The organism is Janthinobacterium sp. 344 (assembly GCF_900112025.1).
Lineage (GTDB): Bacteria > Pseudomonadota > Gammaproteobacteria > Burkholderiales > Burkholderiaceae_D > Janthinobacterium.
The window spans coordinates 24,800-44,514 of the sequence record NZ_FOKL01000014.1 but is presented as its reverse complement, the minus strand read 5'-3'; the positions used below and the strand labels follow the sequence as shown (position 1 = coordinate 44,514).

The 19,715-nt window shown below is 63.5% G+C and carries 15 protein-coding genes and 2 riboswitches; of the genes, 8 read left to right on the top strand and 7 right to left on the bottom strand.

Annotation, left to right across the window (positions count from 1 at the left end; translation table 11 throughout):
* Positions 1 to 342: 342 nt before the first annotated feature.
* Together BM193_RS26275 and BM193_RS26270 are read right to left on the bottom strand one after the other, a co-directional pair.
* Entirely contained in the window at positions 343 to 951 is a 609-nt protein-coding gene (locus BM193_RS26275; RefSeq protein WP_092802557.1) for a TetR/AcrR family transcriptional regulator, read from the bottom strand.
* 25 nt (positions 952 to 976) lie between these two features.
* Positions 977 to 2,194, bottom strand: coding sequence for a Bcr/CflA family efflux MFS transporter (locus BM193_RS26270; RefSeq protein ID WP_092802670.1), 1,218 nt, complete (start codon positions 2,192 to 2,194; stop codon positions 977 to 979).
* Positions 2,195 to 2,355: 161 nt separating this feature from the next.
* On the opposite strand from BM193_RS26270, the gene BM193_RS28910 reads away from it, so the two are divergent.
* Positions 2,356 to 2,514, top strand: coding sequence for a hypothetical protein (locus BM193_RS28910; RefSeq protein WP_175533428.1), 159 nt, complete (start codon positions 2,356 to 2,358; stop codon positions 2,512 to 2,514).
* A gap of 231 nt (positions 2,515 to 2,745) precedes the next feature.
* Here BM193_RS28910 and gcvP read toward each other — a convergent pair whose 3' ends face one another.
* The 3 genes from gcvP to gcvT form a co-directional block, all read right to left on the bottom strand.
* The gene (gene gcvP, locus BM193_RS26265; RefSeq protein ID WP_092802673.1) at positions 2,746 to 5,646 is read right to left on the bottom strand and encodes an aminomethyl-transferring glycine dehydrogenase; all 2,901 of its coding nucleotides are present in this window, start codon (positions 5,644 to 5,646) and stop codon (positions 2,746 to 2,748) included.
* Positions 5,647 to 5,764: 118 nt separating this feature from the next.
* Positions 5,765 to 6,145 carry a glycine cleavage system protein GcvH gene (gene gcvH / locus BM193_RS26260; protein ID WP_092802560.1) on the bottom strand — a complete coding sequence of 127 codons (381 nt, stop codon included), beginning with the start codon at positions 6,143 to 6,145 and terminating at the stop codon, positions 5,765 to 5,767.
* A gap of 69 nt (positions 6,146 to 6,214) precedes the next feature.
* Complete coding sequence (gcvT, locus tag BM193_RS26255; protein ID WP_092802563.1) at positions 6,215 to 7,336, bottom strand: glycine cleavage system aminomethyltransferase GcvT; 1,122 nt, start codon at positions 7,334 to 7,336, stop codon at positions 6,215 to 6,217.
* Positions 7,337 to 7,410: 74 nt separating this feature from the next.
* Positions 7,411 to 7,517: riboswitch (glycine riboswitch) on the bottom strand.
* Between the two features lie 27 nt (positions 7,518 to 7,544).
* A riboswitch (glycine riboswitch) is annotated at positions 7,545 to 7,631 on the bottom strand.
* A gap of 180 nt (positions 7,632 to 7,811) precedes the next feature.
* Here gcvT and BM193_RS26250 point away from each other — a divergent pair.
* From BM193_RS26250 to def, 7 genes are all read left to right on the top strand, one after another.
* Positions 7,812 to 8,384 carry an ATP-dependent Clp protease proteolytic subunit gene (locus tag BM193_RS26250; RefSeq protein ID WP_254786428.1) on the top strand — a complete coding sequence of 191 codons (573 nt, stop codon included), beginning with the start codon at positions 7,812 to 7,814 and terminating at the stop codon, positions 8,382 to 8,384.
* Between the two features lie 181 nt (positions 8,385 to 8,565).
* Positions 8,566 to 9,165 carry a phosphatase PAP2 family protein gene (locus BM193_RS26245; protein ID WP_092802570.1) on the top strand — a complete coding sequence of 200 codons (600 nt, stop codon included), beginning with the start codon at positions 8,566 to 8,568 and terminating at the stop codon, positions 9,163 to 9,165.
* Positions 9,166 to 9,350: 185 nt separating this feature from the next.
* Positions 9,351 to 12,878: a chromosome segregation protein SMC gene (gene smc / locus BM193_RS26240; RefSeq protein WP_092802573.1), complete on the top strand. Its 3,528-nt coding sequence runs from the start codon at positions 9,351 to 9,353 to the stop codon at positions 12,876 to 12,878.
* Positions 12,875 to 14,050, top strand: a complete 1,176-nt coding sequence (locus BM193_RS26235) for a cell division protein ZipA C-terminal FtsZ-binding domain-containing protein (RefSeq protein WP_092802576.1) — start codon at positions 12,875 to 12,877, stop codon at positions 14,048 to 14,050. The genes smc and BM193_RS26235 overlap by 4 nt, the downstream gene beginning before the upstream one ends.
* Positions 14,051 to 14,064: 14 nt before the next feature.
* Positions 14,065 to 16,416, top strand: coding sequence for an NAD-dependent DNA ligase LigA (ligA, locus tag BM193_RS26230; protein WP_092802579.1), 2,352 nt, complete (start codon positions 14,065 to 14,067; stop codon positions 16,414 to 16,416).
* A 24-nt stretch (positions 16,417 to 16,440) separates the two neighbouring features.
* Complete coding sequence (galU, locus tag BM193_RS26225; RefSeq protein WP_092802582.1) at positions 16,441 to 17,334, top strand: UTP--glucose-1-phosphate uridylyltransferase GalU; 894 nt, start codon at positions 16,441 to 16,443, stop codon at positions 17,332 to 17,334.
* Entirely contained in the window at positions 17,331 to 17,867 is a 537-nt protein-coding gene (gene def / locus BM193_RS26220) for a peptide deformylase (protein WP_092802585.1), read from the top strand. The genes galU and def overlap by 4 nt, the downstream gene beginning before the upstream one ends.
* A gap of 180 nt (positions 17,868 to 18,047) precedes the next feature.
* Here def and BM193_RS26215 read toward each other — a convergent pair whose 3' ends face one another.
* Together BM193_RS26215 and BM193_RS26210 are read right to left on the bottom strand one after the other, a co-directional pair.
* Positions 18,048 to 18,812 carry a flagellar brake protein gene (locus BM193_RS26215; RefSeq protein WP_092802588.1) on the bottom strand — a complete coding sequence of 255 codons (765 nt, stop codon included), beginning with the start codon at positions 18,810 to 18,812 and terminating at the stop codon, positions 18,048 to 18,050.
* Between the two features lie 147 nt (positions 18,813 to 18,959).
* A complete protein-coding gene (locus BM193_RS26210; RefSeq protein ID WP_034752263.1) occupies positions 18,960 to 19,709 on the bottom strand; it encodes a pseudouridine synthase in 750 nt (249 codons plus the stop codon).
* Between the last annotated feature and the right edge of the window lie 6 nt (positions 19,710 to 19,715).

The window sequence follows — 19,715 nt, the reverse complement described above, 5'->3', positions numbered from 1 at the left end:
CGATTTGCGGAATAGGAACGCCCTTGGTGAGTGGAGCGAATTCGGCGACTTGGATGTTGAATCAATGTTGTGAAATATCCGTGACATTATTGACGAAATATTTCGCTGAAATTTAATCGGAATGGCTTAACGTTAAAGCGGCAGAATCTGAGCTCCGCTTTGCCTGAATTGGGTGTGAGCACGAAGGTCCGAGATGGGGCGCAAGCGGAACTTCGCATGCGAAAAATCCGCCAGCAAGTCGTACCACATTTGAATATGGCAAAGCAGGGCTTTTGAAGAATCGATGGCGGCTTGTGTCAGACCTGGTTGCCGGTTCACGGTGTGGCAGTAAGCTACGCCGCATCAGGCCGGTTGTGCCGCCATCGCCAGCGAATCGGACAATATCTGCCACAGCGCCGCATGGCGCTGCTGCAGCGCGGCGCCGCCCGCGTAGATCAGTTCCACGTGCAGGCTGTCGACGATGCCCAGGTAGGCTTGCGCGTACAGCTCGATGCGCTGGGGCGGCAGGGCGGGCGCGCAGCGGCCCAGGCTGGCCACGTAATGGCGCTGCAATTGCGCCAGCAAGGCTTCATAGCCCGTGCCGACTTCCACGCGCAGGGGCGCGGGCGGCAGGTATGCCGTGCGCAGCAGGAAGCGCAGATGGGCCGAGTCCGCGTAGCGCTGCGCCATGCGGTCGCAGTACAGCGAGCCGGCCAGCTGGCCGCCGGCCGTCGCCAGCGCCGCTTCATCGGCGAAACAGGCATCCATGAACGCTTGTTCCTCTTCCAGCGCATCGGCGAAGACGTCGAGGAAGAGGGCGTCCTTGCCGGCGAAGTGCGAATACAGCGAGGCCTTGCGCATGCCCGCCTGCGCGGCGATGTCGCTGAGGGACGAGGCATCGTAGCCGTGCTCCGAAAAATGCACGACGGCGACGGCGCAGATGTTATCGGCCGAGGCCGAGCGTTTCTTCATATGAGGGTAGTAGTTGGGTGAGGCGTCAGTGCGCGCCCAGGCTGGTGGCGTGTGCCGGATGGACGCGCGCAGTGGCCAGGGTCAGCCATGATACCAGCAGGCCGGCCACGGTCAAGAACAGCAGCCACGGCAGCGGCCCCCGTTCGGACAGGCCGGCCGCCAGCGGCGTGGCCAGCGACGATAAACTCATCTGTATGGCGCCCAGCAATGCCGCCGTGGAACCGAGCGCGCGCTGCTGCGAGCCCATGGCCATTGCCATCAGCGCCGCTTCTGCGATGCCGAGGCCAAACAGGGCCACAAACATGCCCGGCACGACGGCGGCGATGCCGGCGCCCGCCCAGGCGCCGAGCAGGGCCAGCGCCGCGCCGCCCAGCATGGCCAGGCTGCCCGCCGCGCTCAAGCGCGCCACGCCGTGCCTTTCCACCAGACGGCCGCTGGCCATGGCGCCCAGCAGCACGGCCACGCCCGTGGCGCCGAAGACCAGGCCGAAGCTGCCGGCGGACAGGCCGAAATCGCGCTGGTACACGAGCGACGCGCCGCCGATATAGGCAAACAGGAAAAAGAACGCGGCCGACAGGGCCAGCGCGGGCAGCAAAAAGGCGCGGTCCCGCGCGATGCGCGCATACGTGCGGTGCATGCCTACCGGCGACACGCGGTGCGCCAGCGGCAGTGTTTCCGGCAAGAACAGGGCGCTATTGAGCAGGGTCACGGCGCCCAGCGCAGCCAGGGCCAGCATCACGGCGCGCCAGCCGTAATGGGCATCGAGCAAGCCGCCCACGGCGGGCGCCAGCACGGGCGCCAGGCCCACGATGGTCATCAAGAGGGCAAACAGCTGCGCCGCTTTGACGCCGTCGGCCACGTCGCGCACCATGCTCATCACCACGACCAGGGTCAGCGCCGCGCCCAGCCCCTGCAGCGTGCGCGCCAGCAGCAGGATGTGCAATTGCTCGGCCTGCGCCGCCCACACGGCCGCCACGATGTAGACGGCGATGCCGGCCAGGAGCGGACGGCGCCGGCCCAGCATGTCGGTGAGCGGGCCGCACAGCAGCTGCCCGCCGCCCAGGGCCAGCAGGAAGACGGTCAGGCTCAGCTGCACATTCGCATACGAGGTGTGCAGCTCGCGCGCCATGGCCGGCATCGAGGCCAGGTACATGTCGATGCCGGCCGGACCGAGCACGGCCACGAGGGCCAGGGAAGCCGCCAGCCCAAGACTGGCGGCGGGGAGAGGGGTTTGCTGCTGCATTGCGCATCCTTCATCGATCAAAAACACGGCATGGACACCGTTGTCTTTTTCATTGTACACTGACTACCTACCGATAGGTAGGTTGCTCAATAACTGAAAAGGATGAGAACAATGAAAAAAGAAACAATGGCGGGCGCCTGGTCCCGGCGGGGAGAGCGGGCATGACGGAAGTGGGCATTTCACTCAGCGGCGTGGCCGTGGCGCTGCTGTTTGCCGCCTGGAGTTCGCACCGCGCCCGCTGCGAGCGGCGCGATGTCGTGTGCCTGACGATACTGGGCACCGTGCTGGGGCTGCCTGGCGCCGTCTTGCTGGCTTTATAACGCGGCGCATAAAAAAACGGCAGACCTTGCGGCCTGCCGTTCTGTTTTAATTTGATACTCCCGGCTTTGCCGGGATTTTATTTCTAGATTGCTCAGTTTCGACGCCTGACAAAACCGTAGCGAGCGTCAGTGAGGCTCGGCGCCCCCTTGTGGCCAAGAAGCGCTACCGTACTTGAGTACGGTGAGCATCGCCGGCCGCAAAGCGCGACGCGCAGTAGGTTTGGTCTGGCGTCATTCCTCTTCGTACGAACTGATCGGCGCGCAGCCGCAGAACAGGTTGCGGTCGCCGTACACGTTGTCGGCGCGGCCGACCGGCGGCCAGTATTTGCGCTGGCGCAGCGATGCGACCGGGTAGGCGGCGATTTCGCGGCTGTACTTGCGGCCCCAGTTGTCCGACATCAATACCTGTGCCGTGTGCGGCGCGTTTTTCAACGGGTTGTCGTCGTGGTCGAATTCGCCGCTGGCGACCTTGGCGATTTCGCCGCGGATGGCGATCATGGCGTCGATGAAGCGGTCGATCTCCACTTTCGATTCGCTTTCCGTCGGCTCGATCATCAGGGTGCCCGGCACGGGGAAGCTCATGGTCGGCGCATGGAAACCGAAGTCCATCAGGCGCTTGGCCACGTCTTCGTTGCTGATGCCGGTGGCGTCCGTGATCGGGCGCAGGTCCAGGATGCACTCGTGCGCGACCAGGCCGTCGTGGCCTGAGTACAGCACGGGGTAGTGCGGCGCCAGGCGGCGCGCGATGTAGTTCGCGGCCAGGATGGCCGTCTCGGTCGCCGCCGTCAAGCCTTCCGCGCCCATCATGGCGATGTACATCCACGAAATCGGCAAAATGCTGGCCGAGCCGAACGGCGCGGCGCTGACGGCGCCGATGCCAGCCGCGTCGCGCTGGTAGCCGGACGAACGCTGGTTCGGCAGGAATTTCGCCAGGTGGGCGCCCACGCCGATCGGGCCCACGCCTGGTCCGCCACCACCGTGCGGGATGCAGAAGGTTTTATGCAGGTTCAGGTGCGACACGTCGCCGCCAAACGAGCCGGGAGCGGCCACGCCGACCAGCGCGTTCATGTTGGCGCCGTCGATATACACCTGGCCGCCGTGCGAGTGGATGATCTCGCACAGTTCCTGGATGCCTTCCTCGAACACGCCGTGGGTGGATGGGTAGGTGACCATCACGCAAGCCAGATTGGCGCTGTGCTTTTCCGCTTTCGCCTTCAGGTCGGCCAGGTCCACGTTGCCGTTGGCGTCGCAGCTGGTGACGACCACCTGCATGCCCACCATGTTGGCCGAGGCAGGGTTGGTGCCGTGCGCCGACGAGGGAATCAGGCAGATGTTGCGGTGGCCTTCGCCGCGCGACTCGTGATAGGCCTTGATCACCAGGAGGCCCGCGTATTCGCCCTGCGAGCCGGCGTTCGGCTGCAGCGAGACGGCCGCGTAGCCCGTCAAGGCGCACAGCATTTCTTCCAGCTGCGCGATCATTTCGCGGTAGCCCACCGTTTGCGCGTCGGGCGCGAACGGGTGGATGTTCGAGAACTCGGGCCAGGTGACGGGAATCATTTCGCTCGTCGCGTTCAGCTTCATGGTGCACGAGCCGAGCGGGATCATGGTGCGGTCCAGCGCCAGGTCCTTGTCGGCCAGGCTGCGCAGGTAGCGCAGCATTTCGTGTTCCGAGTGGTAGCTGTTGAAGACGGGGTGGGTCAGGTAGGCGCTCTCGCGCGCCAGGCTGGCCGGCAGCGCGCTGGTCACATTTGCTTCAACGGCGTCCAGGTCCGGGGCGGCGGGCGCGTTGGCGACGCCATCGGCGAACACCTTCCACAGCAGCGCGATATCGTCGCGCGTGGTGGTTTCGTCGAGCGACAGGCCGACGTGGGTGGCGTCGACCTTGCGCAGGTTGACGCCGTGCTTGATGGCCGTGGCGTGCAGTTTGTCCGCATCGGCGACATGCACGGTCAGGGTGTCGAAGTACGTGGCGTTGGCGATGCCGTAGCCCAGGGTCTTCAGGTTCGCGGCCAGCACGCCCGTAAAGCGGTGCACGCGCTGGGCGATCTGCAGCAGGCCGGCAGGACCGTGGTAGACGGCGTACATCGAGGCCATCACGGCCAGCAGCACTTGCGCCGTGCAGATGTTCGACGTGGCTTTTTCGCGGCGGATGTGCTGTTCGCGCGTTTGCAGGGCCAAACGGTAGGCCTTGTTGCCTTGCGCATCGACGGTCACGCCCACCAGGCGGCCCGACATATTGCGCTTGAATTCATCGCGCGTGGACAGATAGCCCGCGTGCGGGCCGCCGAAACCGAGCGGCACGCCGAAGCGCTGGCTGTTGCCGACGACGACGTCGGCGCCCCATTCGCCCGGCGGCGTGAGCATGGTCAGGGCCAGCAGGTCGGCCGCGACGATGACCATGGCGCCATTCGCGTGCAGTTTTTCCACGCCGGCGCGGTAGTCGCGCACGACGCCGTTCACGCCAGGGTATTGCAGCAGCACGCCGAAGCAGCTGTCCAGCGACTCGATTTCCGCCGGATCGAAGGTGCGCACGTCAATGCCGATCGGCTGGGCGCGCGTCTGCACCACTTCCAGCGTTTGCGGCAGCACGTCATTGGCGACATACAGCACGTTCGATTTCGACTTGCCCACGCGCTGGATCAGGGTCATCGCCTCGGCGGCGGCCGTGCCTTCGTCCAGCATCGAGGCGTTCGAGATGCCCATGCCGGTCAGGTCGGTGATCACTTGCTGGAAGTTCAGGATCGCTTCCAGGCGGCCCTGCGAAATCTCTGGCTGGTAAGGCGTGTACGCCGTGTACCAGGCCGGGTTTTCAAAGATGTTGCGCAGCACGACGCCTGGCGTGAACGTGTTGTAGTAGCCCTGGCCGATCAGGGATTTCAGCACCTGGTTCTTGCCGGCGATGGCTTTCAGGCGCGACAGGGCTTCCTGTTCCGGCATCGGCTGCGAGTACGCGCCCAGGGGCAGGGCGCCCTTGTTGCGGATGTTGGCCGGTACCAGGGCGTCGATCAGCGCGGCGCGCGATGGATAGCCGAGGGTCGCCAGCATGGCTTGCTGTTCGGTGGCGGAAGGGCCGATGTGGCGGGCGATGAAGGCATCGCGTGCTTCGAGTTGGGTCAGGCTGGTGCGGGTCATGATATAGAGGCCAAAAAAGACTGAAAAACCGGGATGCGGCGCGCGGGCGCGGCGGCGGGGCATAGCTACAAAATCAAATGCAAACGGGCCGCAATGGCGGCCCGTGAGTCAAACGCGATTACGCGCCGGTGGTGGCGCCATAGGCGGCGGCGTCGAGCAGGCCGTCCAGGGCCGATACGTCGGCTGGCTTGATCTTGAACAGCCAGTTGGCGTAGGCGTCGGCGTTGATCGACTCGGGCGAGTTGACCACGTCGTCGTTGACGGCCACGACTTCGCCGGCAACCGGCGCGTAGATGTCGCTGGCGGCTTTCACCGATTCCACCACGGCGGCGTCGTCGCCGGCGCCGTAGGTATTGCCCACGGTTGGCAGTTCGACGAAGACGATGTCGCCCAGCGCGTCCTGCGCGTATTCGGTGATGCCGACGGTGACGGTGCCGTCGCCTTCAAGGCGTACCCATTCGTGGGAAGCGGTGTACTTCAGGTCTGCGGGAATGTTCATGTGTGGCTCCAGATGGTAAGTGTTCGTTATTGATTATGGTTGTACGGTCTTGCGGGCGGCTCTACACGCTTACGCAGCCAGGATTTTACCGTTACGCACGAAAGGCAGCTTGACGACGGAGGCGGCCAGCTGCTTGCCGCGGATTTCCACGTGCACGGTATCGCCCACGTTGACGCCGTTGGGCACGCGCGCCAGGGCAATCGCTTCCTGCATCGTCGGGCTGAAGGTGCCGCTGGTGATTTCGCCCGTGGCGTCCGTGCCGGCGATGATGACTTTTTGATGGGCGCGCAGCACGCCGCCTTTTTCGCGCAGGATCAGGCCGACGAATTGCGCGTTCTGGCCTTTTGCCAGCAGGGCGGCCTTGCCGATGAAGTCGCGTTCGCTGACCAGGTCGATGGTCCACGCCAGGCCCGCGTCGAGCGGGTTGACGCTTTCGTCCATGTCCTGGCCGTACAGATTCATGCCCGCTTCCAGGCGCAGGGTGTCGCGCGCGCCCAGGCCGGCCGGCTTGACGCCGGCGGCAGCCAGGGCGTTCCACAGCGCTTCCACCTGGGTGGCCGCGACGCCGATTTCAAAGCCGTCTTCGCCCGTGTAGCCGGTGCGCGCCAGCATGACTTCGCCGAAGGCCGTGTCCTTGACAATGACGACATTGAACGGCTTGATGGTGTCGGAGGCGGCTTGCGTTTCCGGCAGCACCTGCCACACCTTGGCGCGCGCGTTCGGGCCCTGCACGGCCACCAGGGCCATGGCGTCATTGCCGTCGCGGCGCTCGGTGATCGTCAGGCCGCTGTTGCTGACCGCATTTTGCTGCTGCATCCAGGCCACGTCTTTTTCCGCCGTGCCCGCGTTGACGACGAGGCGGAACCAGTTTTCGTTGAAGAAGTAGACGATCAGGTCATCGATGACGGTCCCTTCGGCATTGAGCATGCACGAGTACAGCGCCTTGCCCGACACTTGCAGCTTGTCGACGTTATTGGCCAGCAGGCCGCGCAAGAAGGCGCGCACGTTCGGACCTTCGATATCGACCACGCACATATGCGACACATCGAACATGCCGGCGTCGCCGCGCACGGCGTTGTGTTCTTCGATTTGCGAGCCGTAGTTGACGGGCATGTCCCAGCCGCCGAAATCGACCATGCGGGCGCCGAGGGCACGGTGGGCGTTGTTGAGTGGGGTCGCTTTGAGCGTCATGGATTCCTCGGGACGAAGGTAAAAGGGGAGTTAACAAAACATAGAATAGCCAAACACGGCTTTCCAGCGTGATCACTGACCCCCCTGTCCTTTGTACCTGAGAGATTACGGGGAGCTTGCCCCGTGCGCCCCTTCGGTGGACCGCCGGCATACGCCGCGGCCGCTCTCCAGAGTTGAGCTAAAGATGTCGCCAAAGCAACAGCTTCAGTCCGCCTGATCGGTCCTTTTGCCTGAGAGTTTTTGGGTAGTGCCCCTTCGGCGGCAACGCTGGGTTGCCCTCTCCCGATCAAGTGGGAGGAATATATGTCAGCAAGGTGTTTCTGTCAATCTGTAAAGAGGTGGCGCGGGTGGGGGAAACGTGCCGCCAAAGCGCCGTTTTGCGGGGCTGGCTGGCGTGTTGGTTCCGTGCAAAAGGGCGTGCAGCCGCGCAGGAATGCGCTATCATGAAATCCTGGCTTTCTTGCGGGTGCCTGCCATGAATACGACGCAAATCGAGACACAAAACAACACTGAACAGCACGGTTACTTCACCCTTTCCGGCGACGTCAACAGTGACATGGTGCGGCGCGTCTTCAACGCCGTGGCGGACATCACCGAAGACAAGCTCACCACCGCGCACATCCTGATCCAGTCGAACGGCGGGTATGTCAGCGATGGCATCTGCCTGTACAATTTCCTGAGTAAATTGCCACTCGACATCATTACCTATAACGGCGGTGCCGTGGCGTCCATCGCCGTGACCTTGTTTCTTTCAGGGCGGCAACGCCATGCCAGCGACACGGCCCGCTTCATGGTGCACAAGTCGCATGCGACGGCCTCGCCCGGATCGCGCCCTGATGCGCTCAGCATCATCGTCGAAGGCTTGCGCGCCGACGACATGCGCACCGAGCGCATCCTGCGCGGCCACGTCAGCCTCAGCGAAGAACAGTGGCAGGTGCACGCGTATTCCGACCTGCACCTGACGGCCGACCAGGCGCTGGAGGTAGGCATGATCAGCTCGATTCGCGATTTCGCCCCGCCGAAGGGCAAGCGCCTGACGAATATCTGAGGGGCGCTGACGCCGCGGCGAGGATTGTTTCCAGCAGGGAATTTGTAATGGAATGTAATTCTTGCCCCTGGTTTTTGAAAAGCCGCGCGGAACAGGGGGGAGTCGTGGCATAGTGCGGGCTGATCATGAAATGAGCGCTGGCACGATGACTTGGTGGAACGGGATTTCTTTTGCGGCCGATATGTCCCTGATGGGACCGGCAGGGGTGGCGATCGCCCTGTGGCTGCTGGTGTCGCGCCAGTGGCGGCTGGTGTTCAGCTGGAGCCTGTGGTACGGCAGCGGCCTGGCGCTGGTGGTGTTGTCGAAGCTGGCCTTCATGAGCTGGGGCGTGGGCAGCAGCAGTCTGGACTTTACAGGTTTCAGCGGCCATGCCATGCGCGCTGGCGCCGTTTTCCCCGTCCTGATGTATGTCTTGCTGCAGCAGGCGGATCGCCGCTGGCGCCATGCCGGCGTGATCGCGGGCGTGGCGTTTGCCGTGCTGGTGGCCATTTCGCGCGTGGTCGTGCATGCGCACAGCGTGTCGGAAGCCGTCAGCGGCTGCGTGCTGGGCCTGGCGGTGGCCTTGGGTTTCATGTGGAATGCGCGCGGCGCCGTGAATATCGCCGTCAGCCATGCGCTGGCCCTGGCCAGCCTGGTGCTGATGGTGGTACTCAGCTTCAAGGCGGAACCGATGCCGACCGAGCTGTGGCTGCAAAAACTGGCCAAAGTCCTCTCTGGCCATGACCGGGTTTTTTCCCGTGCTGACTGGAAACTGGCACAAGACGGGCGCCCAGCCCCGTGATGGGGTGGCGGCCTGCGCCTGGCGCTGCTGTTTTTTGGCCAGAAAAGCATCAGGAAATGGTATGATAAACCACTCCCAGCGGTGAATGGACGGCCTGCCGTCGTCGCCACGGCGGCCATCCATTGAATACAAACCGGGTTCACCCATAAATCAACCGCCAGCATAGGCCAGGAACTCTAAAACACGTGCGTCTCTCTTCCATCAAGTTGTCGGGATTTAAGTCTTTCGTCGATCCCACCAATTTCCAGGTGCCAGGCCAGCTCGTGGGCGTCGTCGGGCCGAACGGCTGCGGCAAGTCGAACATCATCGACGCCGTGCGCTGGGTGCTGGGCGAGTCGAAAGCGTCGGAGTTGCGCGGCGAGTCGATGCAGGACGTCATTTTCAATGGTTCCACGCACCGCAAGCCTGCCGGCCGCGCTTCCGTGGAACTGGTATTCGACAACAACGATGGCAAGGCGTCCGGCCAGTGGGGCCAGTACGCCGAGATCGCCGTCAAGCGCACCCTGACGCGCGACGGCACGTCCACCTATTACATCAATGGCCAGCCCGTGCGCCGGCGCGACATCCAGGATATCTTCCTCGGCACGGGCCTCGGCCCGCGCGCCTACGCCATCATTGGCCAGGGCATGATTTCGCGCATCATCGAATCGCGTCCGGAGGAATTGCGCGTCTTCCTGGAAGAGGCGGCCGGCGTGTCGAAATACAAGGAACGCCGGCGCGAGACGGAAAACCGCCTGCAGGATACGCGCGAGAATTTGCTGCGCGTGGAAGATATCTTGCGCGAACTCAATGCCAACCTGGAAAAGCTGGAAGCGCAGGCGGCCGTGGCCACGCGTTTCCACGCCTTGCAGGCGGACCAGGAAGAAAAGCAGAAACTGCTGTGGCTGCTGCGCAAGAACGAGGCGCAGAACGAGCAGACGCGCTATTTCCGCGAAGTGGAACAGGCGCAGACGGACCTGGAAGAACAGACGGCCAAGCTGCGCAACGTGGAATTGACGCTGGAGCAGATGCGCCAGGCGCACTTTGCCGTGGGCGACCGCCTGCATACGGCGCAAGGCCATCTGTACCAGACGAACGCGGAAATCGGCAGCCTGGAAGCGCAGATCAAATTCGTCATCGAATCGCGCGCCCGTTTGCAGGCCCAGCTGGCCACCCTGACGGCCCAGCGCGACCAGTGGACGCAGCAGGGCGGCGAATACCAGGAACAGATCGAGGAGGCGGAATTCCACCTTGAAGAGCTGGCCGCCAAGGTGGAACAGTCGCAGATGATGGCCGAGCAGAAGGGCGAGCAGTTGCCCGAGCTGGACGCCGCCTGGCGCGCCGCGCAGAACAAGAGCACGGAATCGCGCGCGCGCATCATGCAGGCGCAGCAGCAGCTGGAGCTGGAATCGGCGCACCAGCGCAACGCCTCCAACATCCTGGCCAGCCTGTTGACGCGCCGCGAGCGCCTGCAGCAGGAAAAGAACAGCCTGAGTTTGCCCGACAGCAGCCACCTGGAAAACCTCAAGCTGCAACTGGAAGAGAAACAGCAGGCGCTGGAAGAGCAGGGCTTTTATCTGGAAGAAGCGCTGGAGCAGCAGCCGAAACTGGAGCAGGAGCGGGCCGAGGCGCAGGCGCAGGTGAATGCCGAGACGGCCGCCAATGCCCAGCTGGAAGCGCGCCTGTCCGCCTTGAAACAGTTGCAGGAACGGGTGCAGACGCAGGGCAAGGTCCAGCCGTGGCTGAAAAAGCACGAGCTCGACACCTTGCCCCGTCTGTGGCAAAAACTGCAGATCGAAGCGGGCTGGGAAGCGGCCATGGAATCGATCCTGCGCGAGCGCACGTCGGCATTGCAATTGTCGAATATCGACTGGGCCAAGGCCTTCTTTGCCGATGCGCCGCCTGCCAAGCTGGCCCTGTACGCGCCATCGACCGTGGCGCCGCTGCCCTTGCCGGACGTGCCGGGCCTGAAGCCTTTCCTGAATTTGCTGAAACTCAACGATCCCGGCTTGCGCGGCTTGCTGCAGGATTGGCTGTACAACGCCTACGCCGTGGAAGACGCGGCCGAGGCGCTGGCCGAACGCGGCAAGCTGCCGCCGGGCGGCTATTTCGTCACGCGGCTTGGCCACGTGGTGACGGCCACCAGCGTGCGCTTCTATGCGGCCGATTCGGAGCAGGAAGGCATGCTGGGCCGCCAGCAGGAAATCGAGAATATCGGCAAGCAGTTGCGGGCCCAGCAATTGCTGGCCGAAGAGGCGCGCGCCCGTTCCGTGCGGGCCGACGCGGCCGTGGGGGCCTTGACGCGCAACCTGTCGGACTTGCGCCTGCGCATACAGCAGCTCACTTCCTCCGTGCACACCTTGCAGCTGGACGTGGTGAAACTGTCGGAAGTGGAAGCGCGCTTCAACCAGCGCAGCACGCAGATCGGCGCCGACCTGGCGGAGATTGCCGCGCAGGAAGCGGAACAGATGCAGACCAAGCTGGAATCGGAAGAAAAATTCGAACAGCTGGACATGGAACTGGGCAATCTGCAGGAAGCGCACGAGGACGGCCATACGGATTTCCTGCAAAAGGAACAGCGCCTGGCCGAGGCGCGCGAGGCCTTGCGCGACCTGGAACGGGCCGCCAAGGACACGGAATACGCGGAAAAAGCCCACCGGGCGAAGATCGAGGAATTGCGCCGCAACATCGCCACGGCCAGCACGCAGGCGCAGCAGGTGACGGAAAGCCTGCAGGCGGGGCAGCTGGAACTGGCCAACCTGGAAAGCGGCGCGGCCGCGGACGGCTTGCAGGACCTGCTCGAGCGCCGCACCACACAGGAGCGGGCGCTGGCCGATGCGCGCCACGAACTGGACCAGATCACGCAGCAGCTGCGTTTATCGGAAGATGCGCGTACGCAATCCGAACGCAGCCTGCAGCCGCAGCGCGACAAGATCATGGAAATGCAGCTCAAGGAACAGGCCGCGCGCCTGAACCAGGAACAATTCGCCCAGCAACTGCTGGAGTCGGGCGCCGACGAGGCGGCATTGACGGAAAAGCTGCATCCGGACATGCGCCCGTCGTACCTGCAGGGCGAAGTGACGCGCCTGACGAATGCCATCACGGGCCTGGGCGCCGTCAACCTGGCCGCGCTCGACGAGCTGGCGCAGGCGTCCGAGCGCAAGAATTTCCTCGACGCCCAGAATGCCGACCTGACGGAAGCGATCAATACCCTGGAAGACGCGATCCACAAGATCGACAAGGAAACGCGCGACTTGCTGCAAGACACCTTCGACAAGGTCAACCACCACTTTTCCGAGCTGTTCCCCATTCTGTTTGGCGGCGGCCAGGCCAGGCTGACCATGACGGGCGACGAGATTCTCGATTCCGGTGTACAAGTCATGGCACAGCCGCCGGGCAAGAAAAATGCCACCATCCACCTGTTGTCCGGTGGAGAGAAAGCGCTGACCGCGACGGCATTGGTGTTTTCCATGTTCCGCCTGAACCCGGCGCCGTTCTGCCTGCTCGACGAAGTCGATGCACCGCTGGACGATTCGAACACGGAGCGCTTCTGCCGCATGGTCAAGCGCATGTCCGACCAGACCCAATTCCTTTTCATTTCGCATAACAAGATTGCGATGGAAATGGCCCATCAATTGATCGGTGTGACGATGCAGGAGCAGGGCGTATCGCGCATCGTGGCGGTGGACATGGAGTCCGCCGCAAATTTTGCTACCGAGGCACAAGCAGCATGACAGACCTTCAAATTACCTTGTTCGGCGCCGGCGGCGTCTTTATCGTCGGTGTTTTCTCCTACAACAAATGGCAGGAATACAAGGCCAAGAAAAGCGTGGAACGGGCGTTTTCCACCGACCACGACGACGTGCTGATGCGCGAAGGCGAGGCGCCCGCAGCCGATGCGCAGGAACCCGTGCTGCGCCAGGAGCCGCGCTTCGACGCGGCGCCGGCCGTCAAGGCGGAGCCGTCGTTCGGCGCGCCGCCGACGGCTCCCGTGCCTGATGCTCCCGTGCATGCGGAACCTTCGCTAAGCGATGTGGCCGCGGAGCCGGCTCCACCCGTGGCCGCGCCGGCCGCCCCCGTGCGGGAAGACGTCAGCGCGGCCAGCGAACAGGCGACTTGCCTGGTCGATCCCCTGATCGATTGCCTGCTGCCCCTGTCGCTGGAAGCGCCCGTGCGCGGCGACAAGATTCTGCCCGTGCTGCAAACCCTGCGCCTGGTGGGCAACAAGCCCGTGCACTTCATCGGCTTGCACGTGAATGGCGATTGGGAACCGATCACGCATGGCGGTGTCTACACCAAGATGCAGGGCGGCGTGCAGCTGGCCAGCCGCAGCACGGCCCTGAATGAACTGGAATACTCGGAACTGGTCACGCGCCTGCGTGGCGTGGCCGACGACATCGGCGCCGAGCCGGAAGTGCCGGACATGATGGAAGTGATGGCCGAAGCGCGCAATCTGCACCGCTTCGTGGCCGGTCACGACGCCCAGCTGGGCGTCAACCTGCATACCAACGGCGCGCCGTGGGCCATTTCCACCCTGCTCGTGGCATTGGAAAAACAAGGCTTCGACGTGCGCCCGGACGGCCGCTTCGTCATGCCGGACGGCGATGGCGGCTATCTGTTCTCGCTGTCGACGAATGTCACCCTGGCCGAGGAAACCACGCCCCGTTTGACCCTGCTGCTGGACGTGCCTTGCGTGGCGCCCGCGCGCGACGGCTTCGGCGCCATGGTCGCCTGCGCGCGCGCGCTGGTGGGCCGCCTGGACGCGACCATCGTCGACGATTACAACCAGGCCTTGTCGGAGGCGGCTTTGGCCGAGATCGCCGGCCAGGTGCAAGAGTTTTACCAGGAAATGGACGCGGCCGACATTCCGGCCGGCTCCACCCGCGCCCTGCGTTTATTTAGCTGAAGAATCCCGCAACAATGACTGATCTGACCAACCAGGACGCCGCAGCGCGGGTCCTGGCACTGACCGCCGAACTCAACCGGCACCTGCACGCCTACCACGTGCTCGACAATCCCACCATTCCCGACGCCGAGTACGACAAGCTGTTTGCCGAACTGCAGGCGCTGGAAACGGCCCATCCCGAGCTGCTGCAACCGGATTCGCCCACCCTGCGCGTGGGCGCGGCGCCCTTGCCGCAATTCGAGCAAGTCATGCACACGGTGCCGATGCTGTCGCTGAACAATGGTTTCACCGACGACGACATCGTCAACTTCGACCGCCGCGTGCGCGAAGGCCTGGGCCTGGACGGACAGGATGTCGCGTATGCGGCCGAGGTGAAATTCGACGGCCTGGCCATCAACCTGCGCTATGAAGACGGCCTGTTCGTGCAGGCCGCCACGCGCGGCGATGGCGCCACGGGCGAGGACGTGACGGCGAATATCCGCACCATTGCCGGCATCCCGCTGCGCCTGCATGGCAAGAATCTCCCGGCACGGCTCGACGTGCGCGGCGAAGTGATGATGTTCAAGGCCGACTTTGCCCGCTTGAACGAACGCCAGCGCGAAGCGGGGCAGAAGGAATTCGCCAATCCCCGCAACGCGGCCGCCGGCAGCCTGCGCCAGCTCGATTCGCGCATCACGGCCCAGCGCAAGCTGCGCTTCTATGCCTACGGCATCGGCGCCCTCGACGGCGCCGCCATGCCCGCGTCGCACTCGGCCCTGCTGGACTGGTACGCGACCCTGGGCATCCCCGTGTCGAAGGAGCGCAAGGTCGTGCTGGGTGCGCAGGGCTTGCTCGATTACTACAACGATATCGGCGCGCGCCGTCCCGCCTTGCCCTACGAAATCGACGGCGTGGTCTACAAGGTCAACGCGACGGAAGATCAGCAGGAGCTGGGCTTTGTCTCGCGCGCGCCGCGTTTTGCGCTGGCGCACAAGTTTCCCGCCGAAGAGGCATTGACGCAGGTGCTGGGCATCGATATCCAGGTGGGCCGCACGGGCGCCATGACGCCCGTGGCGCGCCTGGCACCCGTTTCCGTGGGCGGCGTGACGGTGACCAACGCCACCTTGCACAATGAGGATGAAGTGCTGCGCAAGGATGTGCGCGTGGGCGATACCGTCATCGTGCGCCGCGCCGGCGACGTGATCCCGGAAGTGCTGTCCGTGGTGCTGGACAAGCGCCCGCAACCGGCGCCGCTGCCGTTCAAGATGCTGGAAAGCTGTCCCGTCTGCGGCTCGCACGTGGTGCGCGAAGAGGGCGAGGCGATCGCCCGCTGCTCGGGCGGCCTGTTCTGCTCGGCACAGCGCAAGGAAGCGTTCCGCCACTTCGCTGGCCGGCGCATGATGGATATCGAAGGCCTGGGTGAACGTTATATCGATACCCTGGTCGAACTCGAATACGTGCATGGCCTGGCGGATCTGTACAGCCTGACCCTGGATAAACTGCTGGAAATGAAGCAGCGCGCCGACGAGCGCGATGGTTCCACGCCAGAAACAGTGCAGCAAGGAAAGATTCCCACCAAATGGGCGGAAAATTTGCTGGCCGGCATAGAAGCGAGCAAGCGCCCGCCGCTGGAACGGTTCCTGTTCGCCCTGGGCATCCGCCACGTGGGCGAGTCGACGGCGAAAACCCTGGCCGAGTGGCTAGGCAGCCTCGACTACGTGCGCCGCGCGCCGGCCGCTTTGTTGCGCGTGCTGCCCGATATCGGCGGTACGGTGGCCGAATCGATCGCCGACTTCTTTGCCGAAGAAAAGAATCAGCAGGCGCTGCAGGCATTGCTCGATGCGGGCGTGACGCCGCAAGGCGAACATGCGCCCAGCGCCAAGCTGCGCACGCAATTGGAGCACACCACCTTGCTGGCCGCGCTGGGCATCCCGAAGCTGACGGAAGCGCGCAGCAAGCAGCTGGTGGAGCGGGGCGTGACCCTGGCCAGTTTGGCGGCGCAAGGGAGCGGTTTCCACGCGGGCTTGCCCGCCGCGGTGGCCGAATCGCTGGCCGCCTGGCTGGCGGAAGACGCCAACGTCGCTGCGCTGCACCAATTGGACGCCCTGAGAAATGAATTACTGTCACAATTGCCTGAAATGCCAGCCGCTGGCGGCAAGCTGGAAGGCAAGACCTTTGTCTTGACGGGCACCTTGCCCACCATGAGCCGCGACGACGCGGCCGCCCTGATCGAGGCGGCCGGCGGCAAGGTCAGCGGCTCGGTGTCGAAGAAGACCGGTTATGTCGTGGCCGGCGCGGACGCCGGCAGCAAGCTGGCCAAGGCCCAGGAACTGGGCGTGCCCTTGCTGGACGAGGCTGGATTACTGGCCTTGCTGGCGCAGGATTAACCATACAAACTTGATAGAAAACCCATGAAAAAAATTAGAAAAGCAGTCTTTCCCGTCGCCGGCCTGGGCAGCCGTTTCTTGCCCGCGACCAAGGCGCAACCAAAGGAAATGTTGCCCATCGTTGACAAGCCATTGATCCAGTATGCGGTGGAAGAGGCGGTGGCGGCCGGCATCACGGAAATGATCTTCATCACGGGGCGCAACAAGCGCGCCATCGAAGACCATTTTGATACGGCCTATGAGCTGGAATCGGAACTGGAAGCGGCCGGCAAGCGCCAGTTGCTGGACATGGTGCAGAACGTCATTCCCAAGCACATTAATTGCATCTACATCCGCCAGTCCGCGCCACTGGGCCTGGGACACGCCGTGCTGTGCGCGCGTCCCGTGATCGGCGACGAACCGTTTGCCGTCTTGCTGGCCGATGACTTCATGGACGTGGAGGCGGGTGAACGTCCCGTGCTGGCGCAGATGACCGATGTGTTCCAGTACGAGAATTGCTCGCTGCTGGCGGTGCAGGACGTGCCGCGCGCGGAAACCAAGCAATACGGCATCGTGTCGGCAAAAAATTATCAGCCCGACCTGGAGCTGGTCTCGGCCATCGTGGAAAAGCCCGCGCCGGAAGAAGCGCCATCGACCCTGGCCGTGGTGGGGCGCTACGTGCTGACCAGCCGTATTTTTGCGCACCTGGAAAACATCGGCACGGGCGCCGGCGGCGAAATCCAGCTGACGGACGGCATTGCCGCCCTGATGCGCGAAGAGCGCGTGCTGGCCTACCGCTACAAGGGCCAGCGCTATGACTGCGGTTCCAAGCTCGGTTATCTCAAGGCGACCACGGCGATGGGCATGAAGCATCCGGAAACGGGCGCCGCTTTCCGCAGCTATCTGCAACAGCTGCAAGCAGCCGAGGATGCAAAATGACCGTGCGTGAGATTTTGAAGATGGGCGATCCGCGCTTGCTGCGGATGGCCGAGCCCGTACGAGAATTCGATACGCCGGAATTGCACGCCCTGATCGCCGACATGTTCGATACCATGCATGCGGCCAATGGCGCGGGTCTGGCGGCGCCGCAGATCGGCGTCAACCTGCAGGTGGTGATCTACGGCTTCAAGCAGAATCTGCGCTATCCGGACGCGCCGCAAGTACCGGAAACCGTGTTGATCAATCCCGTGCTGACGCCTTTGTCGGAACGCAAGGAAGAGGGCTTCGAGGGGTGTTTGTCCGTGCCGGGCCTGCGCGGCAGCGTGCCGCGCTGGAGCGAGCTGCACTACGAAGGATTTGACCAGTTCGGCCAGCCCATCAGCCGCGACTGCGACGGCTTCCATGCGCGCGTGGTGCAGCATGAGGTGGACCATCTGCACGGCATCCTGTACCCGATGCGTATCGTCGACTTCACGCAATTCGGTTACACGGAAGTCATGTTCCCGGACTTGGACCCGAACGACGACGATTGATCGGCGCCTGAGAAAACGTCCATGGCGGCGTTGCCTTGCCTCGCCGTACTATTCGTACTGTCTTCGGCAAGGCGCCTTGCCCTGGACGTTTTTCAGGCGCCTCATGACTGTGATCGTCAAGTACAAAAAATGGCCGCGCAGCATATGCTGCGCGGCCATTTTTTTGTACGTGAAATTAAGCTAGCGCACCTTGCGGCTGCTGCCCAGGTTATCGAGCAGTACCTTCAATTCATCCTGCATGGCTGCCGTCAGGTTCAGGAAGCGGCAGCCGATCTGCACCTGCTCGCCCAGCAGGAAGGAGCGGAAGGTGCGCGACAGGCGGATTTCCAGGTCGGCGATCATGACCTTGTCCGGCCCCAGTTCCAGGCGCACGCGCGACAGCTTGCGGCCCACGTACAGGCCCACCGTGTCGCGCGGATGGGCGCGCATGCCGATGCCGCCGGCCGAGAAATCATACAGCTGCAATTCGTATGGCCGGCCTTCCAGCACGAAGGCGGCCAGGTAATACACGCCCAGCGGCGTTTCCAGGCGCGTCGATTCGCGCCGTTCCAGCACCAGGCAATGACTGGGGAAGTTGGTCAGGTAGACATTCGGTCGTTCCGGATAGGCTTCCCATTCGCCATTGATGGTAAATTGCAGCTTCGCGCTTTGCACCCAGGATACAAACGTGGCGCCGCCCGGCGGCAGGGTGCTGCCCTCATTGAGTTCCAGCACGAATTGCGGCAAGTCGTCATCGACGGACAAAATGCGCGCCATGATGACCTCCTCGCCATCGGCGGGGTAGATGGAGATGGCGTCGCCGTTATCAGCCAGGCTGCACAGGGTTTCGCCGATATCCCACGGATCGCTCATGTGGTGCGGCTTGGTGCCGGGCGCCATCGGCTCGGCCACGTCGGCCAGGCTGGGCGCGCCCTTGCGCAGGGGGTTGGGAATGGGATCGTTCACGACGGCGTATCTCTTATGTTCTGATGGGGATAGTGTATAGGTTCAAAGCAATATTTGCTAACTAAATCACAATAATTGACATTGATGCACTATATTCCTGCTATGCGATAGGATGGCAGGCATGTCTGGCCTGCCATGGCGGGGCGCTTAAAACTGTTCGTCCGCGCTCAGGTAGCGCCACTGGCCCGTCGGCAAATCGCCCAGCTTGACCTTGCCGATGCGTACCCGTTTCAATCCCAGCACCTTCAAGCCCACGGCTTCGCACATGCGGCGGATCTGGCGCTTCTTGCCTTCGCGCAGGGTAAAACTCAGCTGGTCTTCGTTCTGCCAGCGCACCTTGGCCGGCAGCAGCGGCTTGCCGTCCAGCCACAGGCCATGGTTGAGTTTTTTCAGTTCGCTGTCGGGCAGGGTGCCGCCCTTGGTGTAGCTGACGCGCACCAGGTATTCCTTGTCGATATCGGTATCGTGGCCGATCAACTGCTTGGCCACGCGGCCATCCTGCGTCAGCACCAGCAAGCCGACGGAGTCGATGTCCAGGCGGCCGGCAGCCACCAGGCTGCGCAGCTGGGTCGGGTGGAACTGTTCCGGGCTGCGGTCTTCCGCCCAGCGGTTTTCCGCCTTGATCAGGGCCACGGCGGGCGTGTAGCCGTCTTCGGCCTGGCCGCTGACATAGCCGACCGGTTTGTTGATGAGCACGGTGACGCGCTTCGACTGTTCGGCCGCCGCCTGGCGCTCCACGGTGACGCGCTGGCTGGGATAGACCTTGCTGCCCAGTTCGGATACCACTTTGCCATCTACGCGGACCCAGCCGCGTGCGATCCATTCATCGGCTTCGCGGCGCGAGCACAGGCCCAGTTCGGACATGCGTTTGGACAAGCGTAATAATTCTTCGGTCATGTTGAT

Coding starts and splice junctions, on each gene's coding strand:
- galU (WP_092802582.1), top strand. CDS start 16,441: ATGAAAAAAATTAGAAAAGCAGTCTTTCCCGTCGCCGGCCTGGGCAGC.
- gcvH (WP_092802560.1), bottom strand. CDS start 6,145: ATGAACATTCCCGCAGACCTGAAGTACACCGCTTCCCACGAATGGGTA.
- BM193_RS26210 (WP_034752263.1), bottom strand. CDS start 19,709: ATGACCGAAGAATTATTACGCTTGTCCAAACGCATGTCCGAACTGGGC.
- ligA (WP_092802579.1), top strand. CDS start 14,065: ATGACTGATCTGACCAACCAGGACGCCGCAGCGCGGGTCCTGGCACTG.
- BM193_RS26275 (WP_092802557.1), bottom strand. CDS start 951: ATGAAGAAACGCTCGGCCTCGGCCGATAACATCTGCGCCGTCGCCGTC.
- gcvT (WP_092802563.1), bottom strand. CDS start 7,336: ATGACGCTCAAAGCGACCCCACTCAACAACGCCCACCGTGCCCTCGGC.
- def (WP_092802585.1), top strand. CDS start 17,331: ATGACCGTGCGTGAGATTTTGAAGATGGGCGATCCGCGCTTGCTGCGG.
- BM193_RS26270 (WP_092802670.1), bottom strand. CDS start 2,194: ATGCAGCAGCAAACCCCTCTCCCCGCCGCCAGTCTTGGGCTGGCGGCT.
- BM193_RS26245 (WP_092802570.1), top strand. CDS start 8,566: ATGTCCCTGATGGGACCGGCAGGGGTGGCGATCGCCCTGTGGCTGCTG.
- gcvP (WP_092802673.1), bottom strand. CDS start 5,646: ATGACCCGCACCAGCCTGACCCAACTCGAAGCACGCGATGCCTTCATC.
- BM193_RS26235 (WP_092802576.1), top strand. CDS start 12,875: ATGACAGACCTTCAAATTACCTTGTTCGGCGCCGGCGGCGTCTTTATC.
- BM193_RS28910 (WP_175533428.1), top strand. CDS start 2,356: ATGACGGAAGTGGGCATTTCACTCAGCGGCGTGGCCGTGGCGCTGCTG.
- BM193_RS26250 (WP_254786428.1), top strand. CDS start 7,812: ATGAATACGACGCAAATCGAGACACAAAACAACACTGAACAGCACGGT.